This window comes from Sulfitobacter sp. M13, assembly GCF_053474885.1.
The window spans coordinates 1,339,454-1,356,570 of record NZ_CM130281.1 but is presented as its reverse complement, the minus strand read 5'-3'; the positions used below and the strand labels follow the sequence as shown (position 1 = coordinate 1,356,570).

13 protein-coding genes are annotated in these 17,117 nt (G+C 61.4%); 2 read left to right on the top strand and 11 right to left on the bottom strand.

The features are described from left to right. Positions 1-78 precede the first annotated feature (78 nt). Positions 79-960 (top strand): LysR substrate-binding domain-containing protein, encoded by an 882-nt coding sequence (locus tag ACVBAU_RS06425; RefSeq protein ID WP_448328572.1) that lies wholly within the window; start codon positions 79-81, stop codon positions 958-960. Positions 961-988: 28 nt separating this feature from the next. Here the strand turns inward: ACVBAU_RS06425 and ACVBAU_RS06420 are convergent, their stop codons facing one another. The 11 genes from ACVBAU_RS06420 to ACVBAU_RS06370 all read right to left on the bottom strand — a co-directional run bounded on the left by ACVBAU_RS06420 (position 989) and on the right by ACVBAU_RS06370 (position 10,926). After that, on the bottom strand, positions 989-2,149 hold the full coding sequence (locus tag ACVBAU_RS06420; protein WP_448328570.1) for a lytic murein transglycosylase: 1,161 nt from the start codon (positions 2,147-2,149) through the stop codon (positions 989-991). A 93-nt stretch (positions 2,150-2,242) separates the two neighbouring features. Beyond that, positions 2,243-2,716: a CreA family protein gene (locus tag ACVBAU_RS06415; protein WP_448328569.1), complete on the bottom strand. Its 474-nt coding sequence runs from the start codon at positions 2,714-2,716 to the stop codon at positions 2,243-2,245. A 65-nt stretch (positions 2,717-2,781) separates the two neighbouring features. Beyond that, on the bottom strand, positions 2,782-4,209 hold the full coding sequence (locus ACVBAU_RS06410) for a DUF6880 family protein (protein WP_448328567.1): 1,428 nt from the start codon (positions 4,207-4,209) through the stop codon (positions 2,782-2,784). 54 nt (positions 4,210-4,263) lie between these two features. Continuing rightward, positions 4,264-5,016: an adenosylcobinamide-GDP ribazoletransferase gene (locus ACVBAU_RS06405; RefSeq protein ID WP_335745182.1), complete on the bottom strand. Its 753-nt coding sequence runs from the start codon at positions 5,014-5,016 to the stop codon at positions 4,264-4,266. Further along, positions 5,016-6,041 (bottom strand): nicotinate-nucleotide--dimethylbenzimidazole phosphoribosyltransferase, encoded by a 1,026-nt coding sequence (gene cobT / locus ACVBAU_RS06400; RefSeq protein ID WP_448328564.1) that lies wholly within the window; start codon positions 6,039-6,041, stop codon positions 5,016-5,018. The genes ACVBAU_RS06405 and cobT overlap by 1 nt, the downstream gene beginning before the upstream one ends. A 49-nt stretch (positions 6,042-6,090) precedes the next feature. Beyond that, entirely contained in the window at positions 6,091-6,627 is a 537-nt protein-coding gene (cobU, locus tag ACVBAU_RS06395) for a bifunctional adenosylcobinamide kinase/adenosylcobinamide-phosphate guanylyltransferase (RefSeq protein WP_448328562.1), read from the bottom strand. A 53-nt stretch (positions 6,628-6,680) separates the two neighbouring features. Next, positions 6,681-7,304 (bottom strand): cob(I)yrinic acid a,c-diamide adenosyltransferase, encoded by a 624-nt coding sequence (cobO, locus tag ACVBAU_RS06390; RefSeq protein ID WP_448328560.1) that lies wholly within the window; start codon positions 7,302-7,304, stop codon positions 6,681-6,683. Between the two features lie 3 nt (positions 7,305-7,307). Beyond that, positions 7,308-8,162, bottom strand: a complete 855-nt coding sequence (locus tag ACVBAU_RS06385; protein ID WP_448328558.1) for an ABC transporter substrate-binding protein — start codon at positions 8,160-8,162, stop codon at positions 7,308-7,310. Continuing rightward, positions 8,159-9,136, bottom strand: a complete 978-nt coding sequence (gene cobD, locus ACVBAU_RS06380; RefSeq protein WP_448328556.1) for a threonine-phosphate decarboxylase CobD — start codon at positions 9,134-9,136, stop codon at positions 8,159-8,161. Before cobD ends, ACVBAU_RS06385 begins: the two co-directional genes overlap by 4 nt. A gap of 12 nt (positions 9,137-9,148) precedes the next feature. Beyond that, positions 9,149-10,090 carry an adenosylcobinamide-phosphate synthase CbiB gene (cbiB, locus tag ACVBAU_RS06375; protein WP_448328554.1) on the bottom strand — a complete coding sequence of 314 codons (942 nt, stop codon included), beginning with the start codon at positions 10,088-10,090 and terminating at the stop codon, positions 9,149-9,151. Then, complete coding sequence (locus tag ACVBAU_RS06370; protein WP_448328552.1) at positions 10,087-10,926, bottom strand: hypothetical protein; 840 nt, start codon at positions 10,924-10,926, stop codon at positions 10,087-10,089. The genes cbiB and ACVBAU_RS06370 overlap by 4 nt, the downstream gene beginning before the upstream one ends. 309 nt (positions 10,927-11,235) lie before the next feature. Here ACVBAU_RS06370 and ACVBAU_RS06365 point away from each other — a divergent pair, with 309 nt between their 5' ends. Next, positions 11,236-17,058, top strand: coding sequence for a GEVED domain-containing protein (locus ACVBAU_RS06365; RefSeq protein ID WP_448328550.1), 5,823 nt, complete (start codon positions 11,236-11,238; stop codon positions 17,056-17,058). Positions 17,059-17,117 lie beyond the last annotated feature (59 nt).

Here is a 17,117-nt window from a genome sequence, read left to right as displayed (position 1 = left end):
TTCTTTCTGGAACCGTTCTAACAGGAGTTATTGATTAGTTTAAGTTGGCATTTCCTATCAGTTTGATAACTATAAGCTATGACCAACATCACCCTAAAGCAGCTTCGCTATTTCGAGGCCGTCGCCCATCACCGTCATTTCGGCCACGCCGCTGAGTCTTGCGCGATTTCGCAGCCTGCCTTGTCGGTACAAATCAAGGAGCTAGAGCAGAACCTGCAGACGCCCCTGTTTGATCGCGGCGGACGCACTATCACGCTGACCAGCTTTGGCGTCGATTTCGCGCCGCGCGTACGGGCGATTTTACAAGGCGCGGACGAGCTGCAGGATATGGCACGGGCGTCCAAGGACGGGCTGATGGGCCGGCTGAGAATCGGGATCATCCCCACCATCGGCCCTTATCTGCTGCCCTCGATCATCACCAAGCTGACGCAGATGAACCCCGCGCTGGATATCCACGTCCGCGAAACAATGACGCCACGTCTGATCTCTGAATTGACAGAGGGGCGCATCGACACTGCCATTGTGGCCCTGCCCGTGTCAGAACCGTCACTGACCGAAGTTGCCCTGTTCGACGAGAAATTCATGCTGGTCCGCCCCAAGGCAGACCGTGACAAGCCGATCCCTAGCAGTGCGCGCTTGAACGAGATGAAGCTGCTTTTGCTTGAGGAAGGGCACTGTTTCCGCGATCAGGCCCTGTCGTTTTGCGATATGCAGTCAGAAACCGCGCGCGAGGGGCTGGATGCGAGTTCACTGTCCACACTGGTGCAAATGGTCGGTGCGGGTATCGGCGTCACGCTGATCCCCGAAATGGCGGTCGCGGTTGAAACGCGGTCGGCGCAGGTGGCGGTCAACGCCTTTCCCGCGCCCGAACCGACGCGCCGTGTGGGGATGATCTGGCGCAAGACCAGCCCGCTGGCGAGCAAACTGTCCGAAATCGCCGATCTGATCCGCCCGACCTGACCGGACGGATCAATGTTTTATCGCGGTGTTAGCCCAACCGTGCCAGCAGCGCGCGAGAGGGGTCACCGCTTGCGGGCAAACCTTGGCTTTGCTGGTACGCGGTGATCGCCTTGCGGCTGTTCGGGCCAATCACGCCATCGGTGCCGTCGGTATCAAACCCGCGTGCCGTCAGCCGTTCCTGCAACGCCTTGCGGTCTTCGATCGTCAGCCCGTATTTGTCCGGTCCAAAGCTTGCCTGAATTGGCCCGCCCCCCGCGATACGGTCCGACAGATGCCCGACGCCAATCGCGTAATTGTCCGAGTTGTTATAGCGCTTGATCGCTTTGAAGTTGTTAAAGATCGCAAAGCGTGGCCCGCCTGCATCCGGCTGCAAGATTTGTACCGGCGTGGCAGAGCTTGCCGCCGCTGTGCCCATCTCTGCGCCCCATTTCTGGCCGGATTTCCAGCCTGATTTCGCCAGATAGGCTGCGGTCGAGGCCAGCGAATCCGACGGGTCATCCGACCAGATGTCGCGCTTGCCATCACCGGTGAAATCTACAGCGAAGGACTGGTAGGAGGTGGGGATGAACTGCGTGTGCCCCATCGCGCCGGCCCAGCTTCCGGTCAGACCGGCTGCCGACACATCGCCGCGTTCAAGGATGCGCAGTGCCGCGATCAGCTGCTTTTCAAAGAACGCCCCGCGACGTCCGTCATAGGCCAGCGTCGATGTGGCCGACACGACGGGGACATTCCCGCGTCGCTCACCGTAAAAGCTTTCAAGCCCCCAAACGGCGGTGACCACTTCGGCGGGTACGCCATAGCGTGCTTCGATCTGGCGCAGCACGCCTTGGTGACGCGCAAACGCGGCGCGTCCCTTAGTGACCCGTTCATCCGATGCGGCAATGGCGAGGTAATCTTCAAGCGAGCGGCTGAACTCGGTCTGGTTGCGGTCGCGCTTGACGACGCCCGGCAGATAGCCCGTACCGGCAAAGCCACGGCGCAGCGTGCTGTCGGAAACCCCTTGCGCAGCGGCACGTGACTTGAACGCCGACACCCACGCATCATAGCCTGCATTCGGCTGCGGCTGTAGGTCTGCTGCCAGCCCCGCATCGCCACGCGGTGCAGAGCTGCCCGCCCTGTTCCCCGTGGTACATGCCGCAAGGCCCAACGCGGCCACTCCGACTGCAAAACTTCTTCTTGAAATACTCATACTGCCCGCGCCCTTATTCATTATGACTTCGGCATAGAATAGCCGAAGAGCGGGGGCGGGCAAAGCGGATGATACGCCTTGGCAAAGCTTTGCCTATTTGGTCGGCACGTAGAGCGGCACAGTCGACATCGACATTTTGGCGGACCCGTTCTGCACATCGCGCGCGTGGCTGATATAGACCAACGTGTTGTTCTCTTCGTCGAAAATCCGTTTGACCTTCAGCGTCTTGAAGATGACGGACCGGCGTTCGCTGAACACGGTCTCCCCTTCGTCATCGCGCGAGATATCGCCGATTTCGATCGGGCCTGTCTGGCGGCAGGAAATGGAGGAGTTCGACGGGTCTTCGAACCAGTTACCTTTTTGCAAACGGTCGATCAGGCCACGTTCAAAATAGGCCAGATGGCAGGTAACGCCTTTGACATCCGGGTCGGCGACAGCCTCAACCACGATGTCATTGCCCAGCCAGTCCACGTCCACGTTGCCCACAACATCGGCAGTTGCGGTCATTGGAAGGACAAAGCCAAGGGCGGCGATGGGGACGAAGGCGGCGCGTTTGAATATGTTCATGCATCCATACGCGTCACAGCCGATATAGTTCCCACACGCGCCCAAGAACCCCCTACCCCCGCCGTTTAAGTGACGCGCGTCCAGAACGCGGCCTTGCCCGCATATCGCTTGCGCAACCGTTGGACAAAGGCGTCGTGGCTCTCAAAACGTCCATACTCTTCGATTTCGAGGTCCGCCGCCGCGCAATCCATCAGGTGATCAGCCGCCTGCCCATAGCGCGTCTTGGCAGCGTCCCGCAGGGTTGCTTCGATCATCGTTCGCCAGCACAGCGCCGCCGCCAAAGGATGGCGGGACCGCAGCGCATCGGCTGCCTTTGTCAAAGGGACGACTTGGGTACCGCTCAACCTGTCGGCACGCGTTTCGACCATGGTGGCCAACCCGCGCAAATCGGGCCACGCAAGGAAAAAGGCAATTGCGGCGTTCAGGTCTTTGAACGCTGCGGCATGCGCCTTGGCGGCTTCTTCTACCTCCAGATCGTCGAAATCCGGCAGTTGCTTGAGGTGCGCGCGCAGCATGTCAGGGTCGAGCGTTTCGGCAAAGCAGTGCCAGCGGTGCGCTTGGGCATCGTCCTCCCGTCCCAATGCCATGAGCACGTTGACATAGGCCGCATCCCATTCGCCGCGCCCCGCGACCCTGCCCTTGGGCTGCGCCCCATCAAGGACGTCCAGCGCGGCCGTGTGGTCGCCCTGCGCGGCCCATAGCTCGGCCACCTCTACCGCAACGGTGGGCCGCGCCAGATCGGTGGGTGAAAACAGCGAGATATAGGTTTCCGTATCCCCCTGCGCCAAGGCGATCTCGCGCAGGTGCATCTGGATAAAGCGCCGTTTGCGCTGAGCGGCGTAATTCCCACTCCGCCCCCGCAGTTCACGCAAGAATTGCAGCGCAGGGTGATCGTCGGTGGCGTCCAGCGGTGCGGCTTCGAACTGCTGGATCAAGGATTTCAGATGCGCCATCCCCGTTTCGCCAAGCGACGGGGCCATGCGCGTGATGATCGCGTCAAACGCACCATCACTGTTGGTTTGCACCGCCTCCCACGTGCGTTCGGCCAGCGGGACCGGGTCCAGCGGGGCACGGGCCGCAATCGGGCCGATCTCTTCACGGGCATCAAAGAAAACCGCCCCCACATCGCCTTTGCTATCGTCCACCCTGCTCATGACAAAGGGCGCAAGTTCAAGAAACTCCCACAGCAGATCAAAGGCGTCTGCGGGCGCGTCTGGGGCGATCTTGTCGATGATCATCGCGGACTGCGTGCGCAGGTCCTTGATCAGAGCGTTCCGCTTGCGCCACCCGACATAGCTTTTGGCCCGCCGGATCGTGACCAGCCGCTTGCGCACGTCACGCGCCAACTCCGCGGGGCCAAGGTTATGGCTGAGCTCAAGCCGCAGGCGGCGCTTCATATCGGCGCTGCCGGTGCTGACCTCGATCAACAACTCGGCCAGACGGTCCGCCCCGAGGGCGGCAAGATTTGCGGTGTTCAGGGTCTTTTTCGACATGGGGCCTTGCTACATCGGATTTGCGGCCTGTCAAAGGGGCGCATGATCCAAGCTTTACCCGACAAGATAAACGGCGACGCCCCAGCCCGCCAGTTCGGCCAGCTTTTGCATCGCCCCGATCACATCGCCGGTCTGACCGCCGATCTGGCGCAGCGCCAGCGCCGCGATCAGCGCCGTCGACACCACGACACCCGCAAAGATCACAGCCCCTGCGCCGAACCCCAAGGGCAGCACCCCAAACAGACCAAGGGCGACCGCAACATAGACGCAGGTCGCAGGCACCTGCGCCGCCCCATGCCCCAACCCGTCGGCCCGCGCGGCAGGCATCCGCGCCAGCCAGAAAGGCAGCATCGCGCGGCTTGCCATCGACAGCCCGAGGGCGGCAGGTACGACGAGCGCCGGATTATCCAACCGTGCGATCAGCGCCACATGCAGCGCCACCGACAGGATCAACGCCATGACACCATAGCTGCCGATGCGGCTGTCGCGCATGATCTCTAGTTTGCGCGCGCGGGTCTGCCCGCCGCCGAAACCGTCGGCCATATCGGCCAGCCCGTCCTCATGCATCGCCCCCGTCAGCAGGGTCGCGGCAAAGATCAGACCAAGGGCCGCGACCGTCGGCCCAAAGCCCGCCGCATGCAGTCCCCAATACAGCAAGCTTGCGGGCAGCATCGCGATCAAGCCTGCCAAAGGCCACGCCCAGGCCGACGCCCCCGTCGCAGGGATCGGATCACGCAGATTTCCCACGGGGATACGGGTCAGCAGCAGAATCGCCAGCCGTGCCTCTGCCAGCCGTGCACGCAGCATCAGCCGCCCGCCACGCCTGCTTCGGCAAAGGTCGCCATGCCGCTGTGACACGCAAGAGCCGAGCGCAGGATACCAAGCGCCAGCGCGGCGCCCGATCCTTCGCCCAACCGCATATCGAAATCGAGCACCGCGGTTTTGCCGATCGCGTCCAGCAGACGTTTATGCCCGGGTTCGACGCTCAGGTGGCCAATCAGGCAGTGGTCCAGCGTCGCTGGAGACAGCGCGAACAGCGGCGCGACCGAGGCCGTGCAGATAAAGCCGTCAAGGATCACGGGAACACGCCGTTGCCGCGCCGCGAGAACAGCGCCACAAATCGCGGCCTGCTCGCGTCCGCCCAAGGACGTCAGGATCGTGGCACCGTCCTGAGGTGTCGCGGTATGGCGGGCAAGGCCGCGCGTGATGGCGTCAACCTTGCGGCGCACGCCTTCGTCGTCAGAGCCAGTGCCGCGCCCGACCCAGTCCTGCACAGCCCCCCCAAAGACCGCAGCCGTTAATGCCGCCGCGACGGTGGAGTTGCCGATCCCCATTTCTCCCAGAATCAACACGCTTGCCGCCGGATGCAGCGCCGCGGCACCTGCGTTTAGCGCTGCCACACACTCGGCTTCGGTCATTGCTGGGCCTTCGGTGAAATCAGCCGTGGGCCGGTCAAGGTCCAGATCAATCACCGACAGGCGCGCGTCATTCACGTGGCACAGTTGGTTGATCGCCGCGCCGCCCGCCTTGAAGTTCTGTACCATCTGGGCCGTCACCTCTTGCGGAAAGGGATTCACCCCCTGCGCGCAAATCCCGTGGTTCCCAGCAAAGACCAGCGCCTGTGCAAAGTCGATCTGTGGCACAGCCTGTTGCTGCCAACCCGCCATGAACACCGCCAGTTCTTCCAGCCGGCCCAGCGATCCGGGTGGCTTGGTCAGCGCATTCTGACGGTCACGCGCGGCGTCTTGGGCGGCAGCGTCAGCCTGTGGCAGGTCGCGGGTCAGCGCACCGAGGTCGGACAGGGAAGTCAGGGGAAAAGTCACATGCGCCATGCAAAGGGTCTCTTTCGTTTTGAATAATATCGTATGTCGGGATCAGGGATCAGGCAAGCGACGCCGGAGCAGCAGCACTGCCCTTGAGCGCAAGTGGCAAGCCGCAAGTGACTATCACCACATGCCCCGCACTTGCCGCCAGACGCTGGTTCATCAGGCCCGAGGCATCGCGGTAGCGCCGCGCCAGTGCGGACATCGGAACAATGCCGCCGCCCACTTCATTCGTGACCAACATGACGGGGGAGGATTGTTCACGCAGGGTTTGTAGCACTTTTTCAAGCTCCGCCTGCCAGTCCAGTTCTGCATGCATCACATTGGACAGCCAAAGCGTCATGCAATCCACCAAGCGCGCGCCCGCTCCGTCCGTACGTGCCAGCGCACCGCACAGATCCAGCGGTTCCTCCACCGTGTCCCAACCAGCCCCGCGTTGGGTTTTATGAGCGGCGATACGGTCTTCCATCTCGGTGTCAAACGCCTGACTGGTGGCGATATAGACCAGTGGCAGCCCATAGGCGCGGACGTGGGTTTCGGCAAAAAGGCTCTTGCCCGATTTTGCACCGCCGGTGACCAGCGTGATCTTGTCCATATGTCCGCCCTTTGGCTGGCAGGGCAAGGCGCGATGCCCTGCCCCGGTGTCGATCAGAATTCCACACCGGCTTGTGCTGCGATACCCTGTTTGCGGAACGGATGTTTGATTTCTTTCATCTCGGTCACCAGATCCGCCATCTCGATCAACGCGTCGGGCGCGTTGCGGCCGGTGATCACCACATGGGTCATATGGGGTTTTTCGGCCTGCAAGAAATCGACCACGTCTTGCGCGTCGATATAGCCATAGCGCAGGGCAATGTTCAGTTCGTCCAGCAGCACCATGCGGTTGTTGGGATCGCGTATCAGCTCTTTGGCCTTGTCCCACGCGCGACCGGCGGCGGCGACGTCGCGTTCGCGGTCTTGCGTGTCCCAGGTAAAGCCTTCGCCCATCACGTAAACCTGACAGATATCGCTAAAGCGGTCTTCTAGCAGTTGACGGTCTGCTGACACCCGCGCACCTTTGATGAACTGCACAAGGGCGCAGGGGAAACCATGACCGATACAGCGCATGATCATCCCGAAGGCCGAGCTGCTTTTGCCCTTACCGGTGCCAGTGTGCACGATGATAAGCCCCTTGGTCACCGTCTTTTCTGCCATCATCTTGGCGCGGGCAGTCTGGACCTTTGCCATCTTCTCGGCGTGGCGCTTGTTCTCTTCTGGGGTGCTGTCGGTCATCTGTTATCTCTCCTCGTGGCGTATGTTATTGCGTGCCCTGCGCACGTCCTGCACCGCCCTTAGTGCCAGCGGCGTGCCGCAGACCCAATCGGGGGAGCTATACACCATCCTGTCGGTCTGGGCATATTGCGCGAGGGCAGGATGTAGCATGATCTCTTCGGATCGGGAACCACCGCGATAGGGGTGCGTGGTGACCAACAGATCAGGGGCGTTCATCACCAGCTCCTCAAGTGCCAGACGCCCGCTGTTTCGTCGGCCCAGCTTTTGCGACAGGTTGCGCAGGCCGCCCGTTGTCACGATGTCATGCCCCAAAGTATCCACCCCCAGCGAATAGCCGTTAGGGTAGTAAAACGCGGCCACGGGTGCATCTGGCGGCAAAGCGGGCTGCGCCGCCAATGTTTGCTCTACCTGACGTGCCATCGTGTCTGCCCGCGTGGACTGTCTCAATAGATCGCCCATCTGGCGGATTTGCGCAGGTATATCGTCAAGCTTTTTGGTGAGGGGCATTTGCGCCACCTGAAGGCCAAGATGGCGCAGCATCGCCAGCGTCGCCCTGTCAGAGTACCGCCCCGCCAGCACCAGATCAGGGTCCGACAGGTAAATCTCTTCGGCACCACCCGCGTTTTGAGGATAGGCCTCCGCCTCTTGTGCCAGCGAGGACGACCGCGGGTCACGCGCCAAGCGGCTGAGAGAGACGATTTGATCAGCATCGGCCAGCAGCAACACCATCTGATCGGTGCACAGGTTCATCGACACCACGCGCGGCAGGTCTTGGGCATAGACCTTGGCGGGAACGGCTAACATTGTGCCGCAAGCAATGGCAGCAGCCAACACGCGCGATGCCCGCTGCCGGATCACGCCCCGCCCTTCAGGGCAGCTTCCAACCGTGCCCAATCGGCGGGCGGGCCTGGCAGGCCGAGGCGTATCCAACTGTCGGAATACGGAAAAATTCGCGACCAGATGTGATGTGCGGCCAAAGCGTTCTGGGCCGCTGCGGCATCCGGCGTGGCATAGGTGCGAAACAGCGGCGTGCCGCCCTTCAGCGTCCACCCTGCCCGCAGCGCCATAGCATCCAACTGCGCCGCCTCGCCTTGTAAACGTCTTGTGGTCTGCGCCGCCCATTCCGTATCGTTCAGCGCGCGCAATGCGACCTCTATCGCCATGCCCGACACCGGCCATGGGCCTGTCATCGCGCGCAGTTTTGCGGCCATTGGCTCTGCCGCCAAGACGAACCCCAGACGCAGCCCCGCCAGCCCGTAGAACTTGCCAAAGGACCGCATGACAAGGATATTCTTCGGCAGATCCGCCCCGCCGCGGACCAGCGACACCTCTGGATCAGGATCAGCAAAGCTCTCGTCCACAATCAGAAGCTCGACCGTTTCAGCGAGCGCACGTAGGGCGTCGGGGGCGTGACGCTGTCCGTCGGGATTGTTGGGATTCACCACCACGGCAAGGGCGTACCCCTCAAGCGCGTCAAGGTCAGAGACTTCGGTCACCTGCCAGCCTTCGGCCCGCAACGCGGCGGCATGTTCATTATAGGTGGGCGACAGGATCGCGGCCTGCGCGGGCTCGATCAGGCGCGGCACCAGCTGGATCGCCGCCTGCGCCCCCGACACTGGCACGACCGCGCAGCTTGCGCCATAGGCCCGCCGTGCCGCGTCTTCCACCGCATCAAGCGCGCTGCGCTCCGGCAGCCGCGTCCACGCTTCGGGCGTCAGCGACCCCACCGGATATGGCACCGTGTTGATCCCTGTCGAAAGGTCGATCCAGCTGGCGCGGTTCCCGCCGAACGTCCTGATCGCCCCATCCAGATTTCCGCCGTGGTCTCGCATCGCTTGCCCCTGTCAGATCAGCGCCACTAGCGCCAACACGACTGCTAATACGAACATGGCGCGAAGGTAAAGCGCCAGCCCCCGACGCAGCCCTGTCGCGTCCGCCTCTTGACCCTCCGCATTCAACCAAGGTTCATCCGCGATTTCTGCACCATAGACACGCGGGCCGGACAGGCGGACGTCAAGTGCGCCGGCCATCGCACCTTCGGGCCAACCGGCATTGGGGGACCGGTGGTGGCGCGCGTCGCGCAGCATCACGGCGGCGGCCCGCTGCGTGTGACCCGATACCAGCACAAAGAGCAGCCCCGTCAGGCGCGCCGGAATCAGATTGACCAGATCATCCAGCCGCGCAGCCACCATGCCATAGTGGCGATACCGCGCCGACCGGTGGCCGATCATCGAATCCATCGTGTTGATCGCTTTGTAGCCGACCAGCCCCGGCAACCCTAAAACAACGCCCCAGAACACAGGAGCCACCACCCCGTCCGAGGCATTTTCAGCCAGACTTTCAAGCGAGGCGCGCGCAATTGCGGCATCGTCCAGCTTGTCAGGATCGCGCCCGATGATCATGGAAACGGCATAGCGGGCTGCGGAAGTATCCCCTTTGGCCAAGGGCTTGGCCACCGCTGCTACGTGTTGAAACAGCGACCGTGGTGCCAGAAACGGCCAAGCCAGCACGCCGCCAATCGCGTAGCCGACCCACCCATCGGGCAGCACCGCAGCGACCGCAATCGCAGGCACGACAGCAAGCGTCAGCACCATGCAAACGCCGACGCCGCCCAACAGACGCAACCGCGCAGGCGTTTTTTCTGCGGTATTCAACCGCGTCTCGATCGCGCGGATGGCATGGCCAATCCATGACACAGGGTGCCCGATCTTGGCATAAAGCGGCGCGGGCCACGACAGCGCCGCCTCGACCAGAAATCCCAGCAAGATGCCTGCCGCACCGATCATGCCATACCTCCGGTCTTGAACCGCATTGCGCCCGTCAGGCCGTAGTCTGCCAGCACCTGCTCTGCATCATCCGGAGCGCTGCCGGGCGTAAATATAAAGGCGCGGGCAGATCCGGTGTGCGCGCGCGCATAGCCCAAAGCGCCAAGCCGCTGCGCCAATGCCGCGCTTGGGTCGTTTCGGGGGCCCCGCAATGCTGTTGTCCGGTCTGCACTGACGCTGGCCAATCGCGCGGCCTGTGGCAAATCCTGCTGTGCGGTCGCGTTTTCCCAAGCCGGCAGCAGGTCAGAGATGTCTGCGAAACCGTCATCCGCCGCATCGGTCCGGATCGGTGCCCCAAAGTATCCGCCGATGATATCGGCCCGTGGCGGTGCGGCAATCACACCCTTGCCTTGGGCCAGACGCGAGGCCCAGACGACCCTGTCGGGATGGGGGAGCATCAACGGATCAGTGGCCCCTTCGACCGCCAGACAAAGCGACGGCAACCGGTCTTCGGCCACGCCCGCCGCCCGCGCCACTGCGACCAAACCCGCCGTAGACGCTCCGGCCCCGACGGCAACGGGCAAATTACCAGACAAAGCAAAGCGACCCTTTTCCACCCCGGCGATATCTATCAGACGCTCAAGCTGTTCACGGTTGATCGCCGCTGGCCCGTCATGCACCAATGTCAACTTTCTCCCCCGCGTGAACCGTGCCTGCACCCCATGCGCAGGGCACACCATCGTCACCAGTACAACCGGCCCCGCCGGCCCCAAACGGCCCTGCAGCCATTCACCGAAATGACCGAAAACAGGCGCAGTTTCTGCAGACGCTCCTGAATTATCGAAAATTGTCTGCAAAATAATGGCTTTCGTCCGGAGGCAGGGAATTGGTGACGCCATATTCACGATCCTCAGGCAAACGGCAACAAGGCAAGCGACTATGGGGCAAAGGCTTTTCCGCCCCGCCCTGCCTACCGATTCTGCGCGCCGCGCTCTCGAAAGTATAGGGGCCTATTCTGGAAGGCAGTCAGATTGTACCTGAGCATTCTCGCTCGCGTTAACCTTGTGTGAGAACTTTGGACTTATCCCGGGGGGCAGGAAAGGCGGCGCGTTCGTCTTCGGCCAATGTAAAAGGTGTTTGGGACACCGCAACAAGAGGTCCGTATGATGTCGATCGCAGATTTAACCTATACCACGCTCCGCGGTGCCGCTTTGGCAGCTTTGGTTGTGGCAGGCACCGGCAAGGCCGATGCAGGTGAGTTCGTCCTTGATTGGAGTTTTTATGACTGGCCGGCAGGCAATCTTGGCCCGCTGACCGCGACGCTGCGCGACCAATACGGGTTCGAGGTTGATTTTAGAATAGCACACACCGGTATCTTCGCGGAGTTCGGCTCGAACCAGACGCCGGATGACGTGGCATTTCTTGGTGGCAATGTCGAAGCGCTTGTCGTCTTTTCCGACGCGCCCGAGAACAGCGGCGCATTCGGCGATGCCAGAACGACCACTTCGGTCTCTACCAGTTCGGGCGGCGTTGCCTTTCCGATCGACAATCTGGTGATCGATGTTCTTGATATCGACACAACTGATACAGATTCATTAGGCGATCGATGTGACTTTGTGACCGGTTTTGGTGACAACGGGAATCCGACCTTTGCAACCGTCAGTACGACCCCGGTTGTCCTTGTAGGTCCAGGTCCCGGTTCGGGCTTTACCGGACCGATCGGTGCGAACCAGGCTCAGTGTATCTACTTCGAAGGGGCCACCCCCTCTGCGTCGTCGGGCAATGATGATCGGGGCACGGTGCGCGCGACATTCCCCGATGCCACGTCTGCCGTGACTTTCTGGTACGATGAATCGATTGCGGACGTGCGAAACTATAGCGCGTTGACGGAGTACGACCCAGGGGCACGGGCGATTGGTGTGTTGGGCAATGCATCGTTTAACGTCGATCAAAGCATTTCCCTGACCCGCAGTGCCAGCCCCAGCACGGGGACGCAGGGCGAAACGGTTACCTATAGCTATACCATCACGAACACCGGTGCCCTGCCCTTTAACACCGGACAGGATATCGTGATCGAGGATGATCTGCTTGGGCCCGTACTTTGCCCGGCCATCAGTATACCGGTCGCCCCCGGGGGCACAGTGGTCTGCCAAGCCGACTATACCATTCAGGCGTCAGATGTGCTGACCGGCACCATAGACAGCAGTGCTGTGGCCGGTATCGGGCGTATCGGTCAACCCTTCGTGTCCCGCCTGCAATCGAACGCGCAATCGCTGTCCATTGTCAGCAGCGTTCTATCCGGCGAAACCGGCTCGCAAAGCTGCACGCCCCAATCCGTATTCAGCCAACCCTCTAGTCAGCTCGCGGGTTCGGGCAGCCAGTCGAATGTGACGCTGTCCGACATCTTTTTGTACGAAGACGTGACAACCGACATCAACGGCAATCCGATCGATGTCGTGATGCAGGTCACCAGCATCAACAACGCGAGTTCGCTCGAGCTGGACACCTCGCTCGAGGCGCAGATGACGCCCGAAGATAATGCCTATATCACATATAGGCTCCGTTTGGTTCAGGATGGCAGCGCCACATCAGCAAATCCCCAAGGTCTGGCGATTGACCAAAGCCGCATCAACGGCATTATCGTCCAGCAAACCGACGTGGACAGCCGCGACGATGATGACGATTCCTCCGATGTGGTGGGCTCTCTGACCACGCCGACAGATACCTCTTTCTTCAACACCACGCCCTTGTCGTCGTTTCCGGCTGGCCCGAATGCAATCTCGATGGACCCTGCAAAGGTAGGCAATCCGTCAGACTGGGTGGACGAGCCCAACGAGACGAGCTTTGACAACTATGTAACCTATGAATTCAGCACCTTCGTCGAGGCTGAGTTCATCCACGGCTACACCGGGTCGTCCGACCGCAGTGCCACGCGCGGCTCCGGCATCCAGCTGTGCGCGATTTCAAACACCTCGCCCAATGTTGTGGCGCAGGACGATGATTACACCGCGTCGCCCGTAAATACACTGCTCGGGGGGACTGCTGGCGAGGTCATGGCGAATGACACCATCAATGGCTTGCCCGCAGCCTTTCCGACCGGCACGCTCGCCGTCTTGACCGAAGCCGTCCCGCAAAACACCGGCGACCCGGTTCCCGTCTTGGAGGTAAGTGGTGCCGAAGCGGGCCGCGTCGTCGTACCGGCCGGTGTACCAGCCGGCGTTTACACCATCGAATACCAACTTTGTGACGCGCTGGAACCCAGCGATTGCGACCGCGCCTTGGTGACGATTGCAGTCTTCGCTGGCTTGGGCGTAGACTTTGGCGATGCCCCTCTGAGCTATCTCACGGCGACCCACGGCGTGGATGCATCACCGAGTGTGTACCTTGGCCTGATCGAGCCTGATATCGAATTGGTTGCCCAGTCCGATGCGACTGCGACCGCAGATGACCTGATTGGCACCGATGATGAAGACGGGGTCGTTTTTCCCGTCCTCACCCAAGGGATGATTAGCACCCTTGATATTGCGGTCACTGGCAGCGGCAACCTGCAAGCCTGGATCGACTTTAATGGTGACGGCCTGTTCGAGGAAACGCTCGGCGAGCGCATCGCGCTGGATCTTAAGGACGACGGTACGCAGTTCGATAACGTCGCAGGCGACGGCGTCATCCAAATCGATGTGACTGTGCCGTCAGATGCGACGACATCGACCACCTTTGCGCGCTTTCGCTATGGTTCGGAGCCCGGTTTGTCCACCTCGAGCTTTGCCGTGGATGGTGAGGTCGAGGACTATTCACTGGTCATCGCGGCCGCTGATCTGTCCGACCGTGGCGATGCGCCCGCCTCCTATGGCGATCCGCGACATGTCGTTGTGCCGGACATCTATCTGGGTGCCGGCGAACCCGACACCGAACAAACGCCACAGCACAGCCCTGATTCCGACGCGGATGACCTGTCCGGCTTTGACGACGAAGATTCCATCGCCGTCTTTCCCATTCTCGAGGCGGGCACCACCGTGCCGCTGACGATCGTCACTCATGAAACCTTAAGCCTGCAACTTGCCTTGGGTATTCCAGTGGTATCGGGCGTCACGAACCTGCAACTTTGGGTGGATTTTGACCAAAGCGGCACGTTCGACACATCAGAGCATATCGCGATCGACTACCGCGATGGTGGCGCAGGGGACACGGACGGTTTGTTCAACAACCAGATCACGCTGAACATCCCGGTGCCTGCAAATATCACCAGCGGCTTTACCCATGCACGCATCCGCTGGTCTACGTCCAGTGCGGTTGCGGCAGACCCTTTTGATGGGCTGAATTTTGACGGCGAAGTCGAAGATTACAAGGTCATCCTCTCGGCGGGGGCTGTGCCTTTTAGCTGCGACGGCTCGCTCTATCGCGTGACACAGGCGAATTCGCAACTGCAACGTCTCAGCTTTGCGGAATCGGGCGGCGTGTACAGCATTACGGCAACCGACATCGGCACATCTGCCGGGGCGCAATATGATGGGGGCTGGGGGTATAATGCGCTCGACGGGTTGTTCTATGGCGTGCGAACCGGAACCCGCGAACTGATCCGCCTGGACGCCACCGGTGCCTACGAAGTGGTCGCCACCCTACCCGCCACCGCTGCTGTTGGGTCCTCGGCGGGCGATATCCTTCCAAATGGGGTCATGGTTTACCGTGTGGAGGGTGCCAATGCATTGCAACTGCTGAATCTGACCGACCCAGCAGCGCCGGTGGATCTGGGATTGATCATGCTGTCAGCTGCCGTTGAGCCCTCTGACATCGCTTATAACCCCAACGACGGTATGTTGTACGGCGTGAACGAAGCGTCTGACCGTCTATTCTATATCGACCCTGCCGACGGGACGCCGGGCACACGCGCGCCGCTGGAATTCGGCCCGACCGCCTGGGATCAGTCTTATGGTGCGGTATGGTTCGACCTTTATGGCAGAATGTACCTCAACCAGAACGTGACCAATGATATCTATGAAGCAGATGTCGGCGTTCAGGGGTCAGGCTCGGGCGGCGGTCAGTTGATCAATACGGTGCCCTCCGGTGATGGTGGCTTGAACGACGGGCTGAACTGCCCTTCTCGCTTGGGTCCCCTACCACCCGAAGGCACCTTGGCGGGCATTGTCTACCGCGACACCAATTACTCTGACACCTACCAGCCCGGCGAAACCGCGATCAGTGCCGTGACTGTCTCTTTGTATGACGACAATGGCACGGCCGACACGGCAGATGACACGTTCCTGAGCAGCGTAGAAACGGCCAGCGACGGTACCTATCAGTTCCTCAATCTGTCTGCCACGACCACCTACCGCATAGAGGTTGACGAAGCCGACCCCGACATCCCCGCCGGGCTTGTTGCAGGTTCGGTGACCCCGCAGACCGGCGTCACGATCACAGCCGGCAGTGTGCGCAATGTTGATTTTGGCTTTGTAAACGGCGGGGCGACCGCGGATTTGTCGCTGACCAAGACTGTGTTCGACACCGGCGGCCAGCCAATCACCCAAGCAGGGCCGGGTACCGCGCTCGACTTTGTCCTCACCGTCACAAACGACGGGCCTGATGGCACCACCGGGGTCCGGGTTCGCGACCTTATCCCCGACGGGTTCACCTTTGTCTCTGCCACTCCGGCAGATGGTACGGATACCTATGACGCCGGCACCGGTATTTGGGAGACCGGAGATGTGGCCAGCGGCGCAAGCGAAACATTGACACTGCGGGTCACCATGAACGCCACGGGCGAGCATACGAACGCTGCCGAAATCACCGCCGCTGATCTGCCGGACCCGGACAGTGACCCCAGCGTGGGTGCGCTGACGGACGATTTTGGCGACGGGATCGCCGATGATGACGAAGCGTCCGTCAGCGTCACCTTCGCAGGTTCAGGTCCGACATTGTCGGGGCGTGTCTTCATCGACAATGGCGCGGGGTCGGACACGGCTTATGATGCCCTCCAAGGGGCCACCGAAGCGGACACCAGTGCGGCCCAGATCCGGATCACCGACAGCAGCGGCACGCTTGTCGGATCACCTGAAATCGCCAGCGATGGAAGCTGGAGCTTGACCCTACCCGAAGGCTTTTCCGATGCCGTCACCATCACGGTCGTACCTGATAACGGGTATCTCGCTGTGTCGGAAAATCCGGGTACCCCCCCGGGGCTGGAGAACCCTAATACACGCGACGGCGCGTTCACCTTCACGCCAGCAGCGGGAACCTCTTACCCCGATCTAAATGTCGGCTTGGTCAAGGATGCCCGCCTGAGCGAAAGCCAGCAAAGCGCGATCAGGCCTGCACAGGTGGTGAGCCTGCGGCATGAATACTTTGCCGATGCAGAAGGGTCCGTGGTGTTTGATACCGACATCCAGTCGATCACCGCGCCGGGTCTTTTCTCTGTTGCGCTGTATGAGGACGCGGCCTGCGACGGGACGGCAACCAGTCCGATCACCGCGGCCCTGCCTGTCACCATCGGCACGCGCATCTGTCTTGTGGCACGGGTTACCGCCTCGGGTGCTGCGGCACCGGGGTCGACCATCGCATTCGATGTCATCGCTGACACTACCTATGGCGCGTCGGGTGTGACCGAACAGGACCGCAACACCGATCTGGTGCGGGTGGAATCCTCCGAAGGGGTACTGAAGCTGCGCAAGACGGTACGCAACGTGACCCAAGGCACGCCCGAAGGGGTTAGCAACGGGGCAGCTGCAGGGGATGTGCTGGAATACCGCATCTTCCTCGACAACCCCGGACAGCTGCCGGCAACCAACATCGTCATCCACGACCGCACACCGCCCTATACCGAACTGGCCTCCGCCATCCCGAGCCCGGTTTCCATCAGCGGGGACGTGGTCTGCAACGTGACCACGCCGGGGACAAATGCGGCAGGTTACGCGGGGTCGCTGCAATGGAACTGCACCGGGTCGCATGACCCCGGCGCGACGGGGTCCGTCTCTTTCGAGGTGCGTATCGCGCCCTAAGGCAGGCCATCAATCGGTTAGAAGAAAGGACTGTTTCGCCCGCTTGCAAAAAAGCCCCC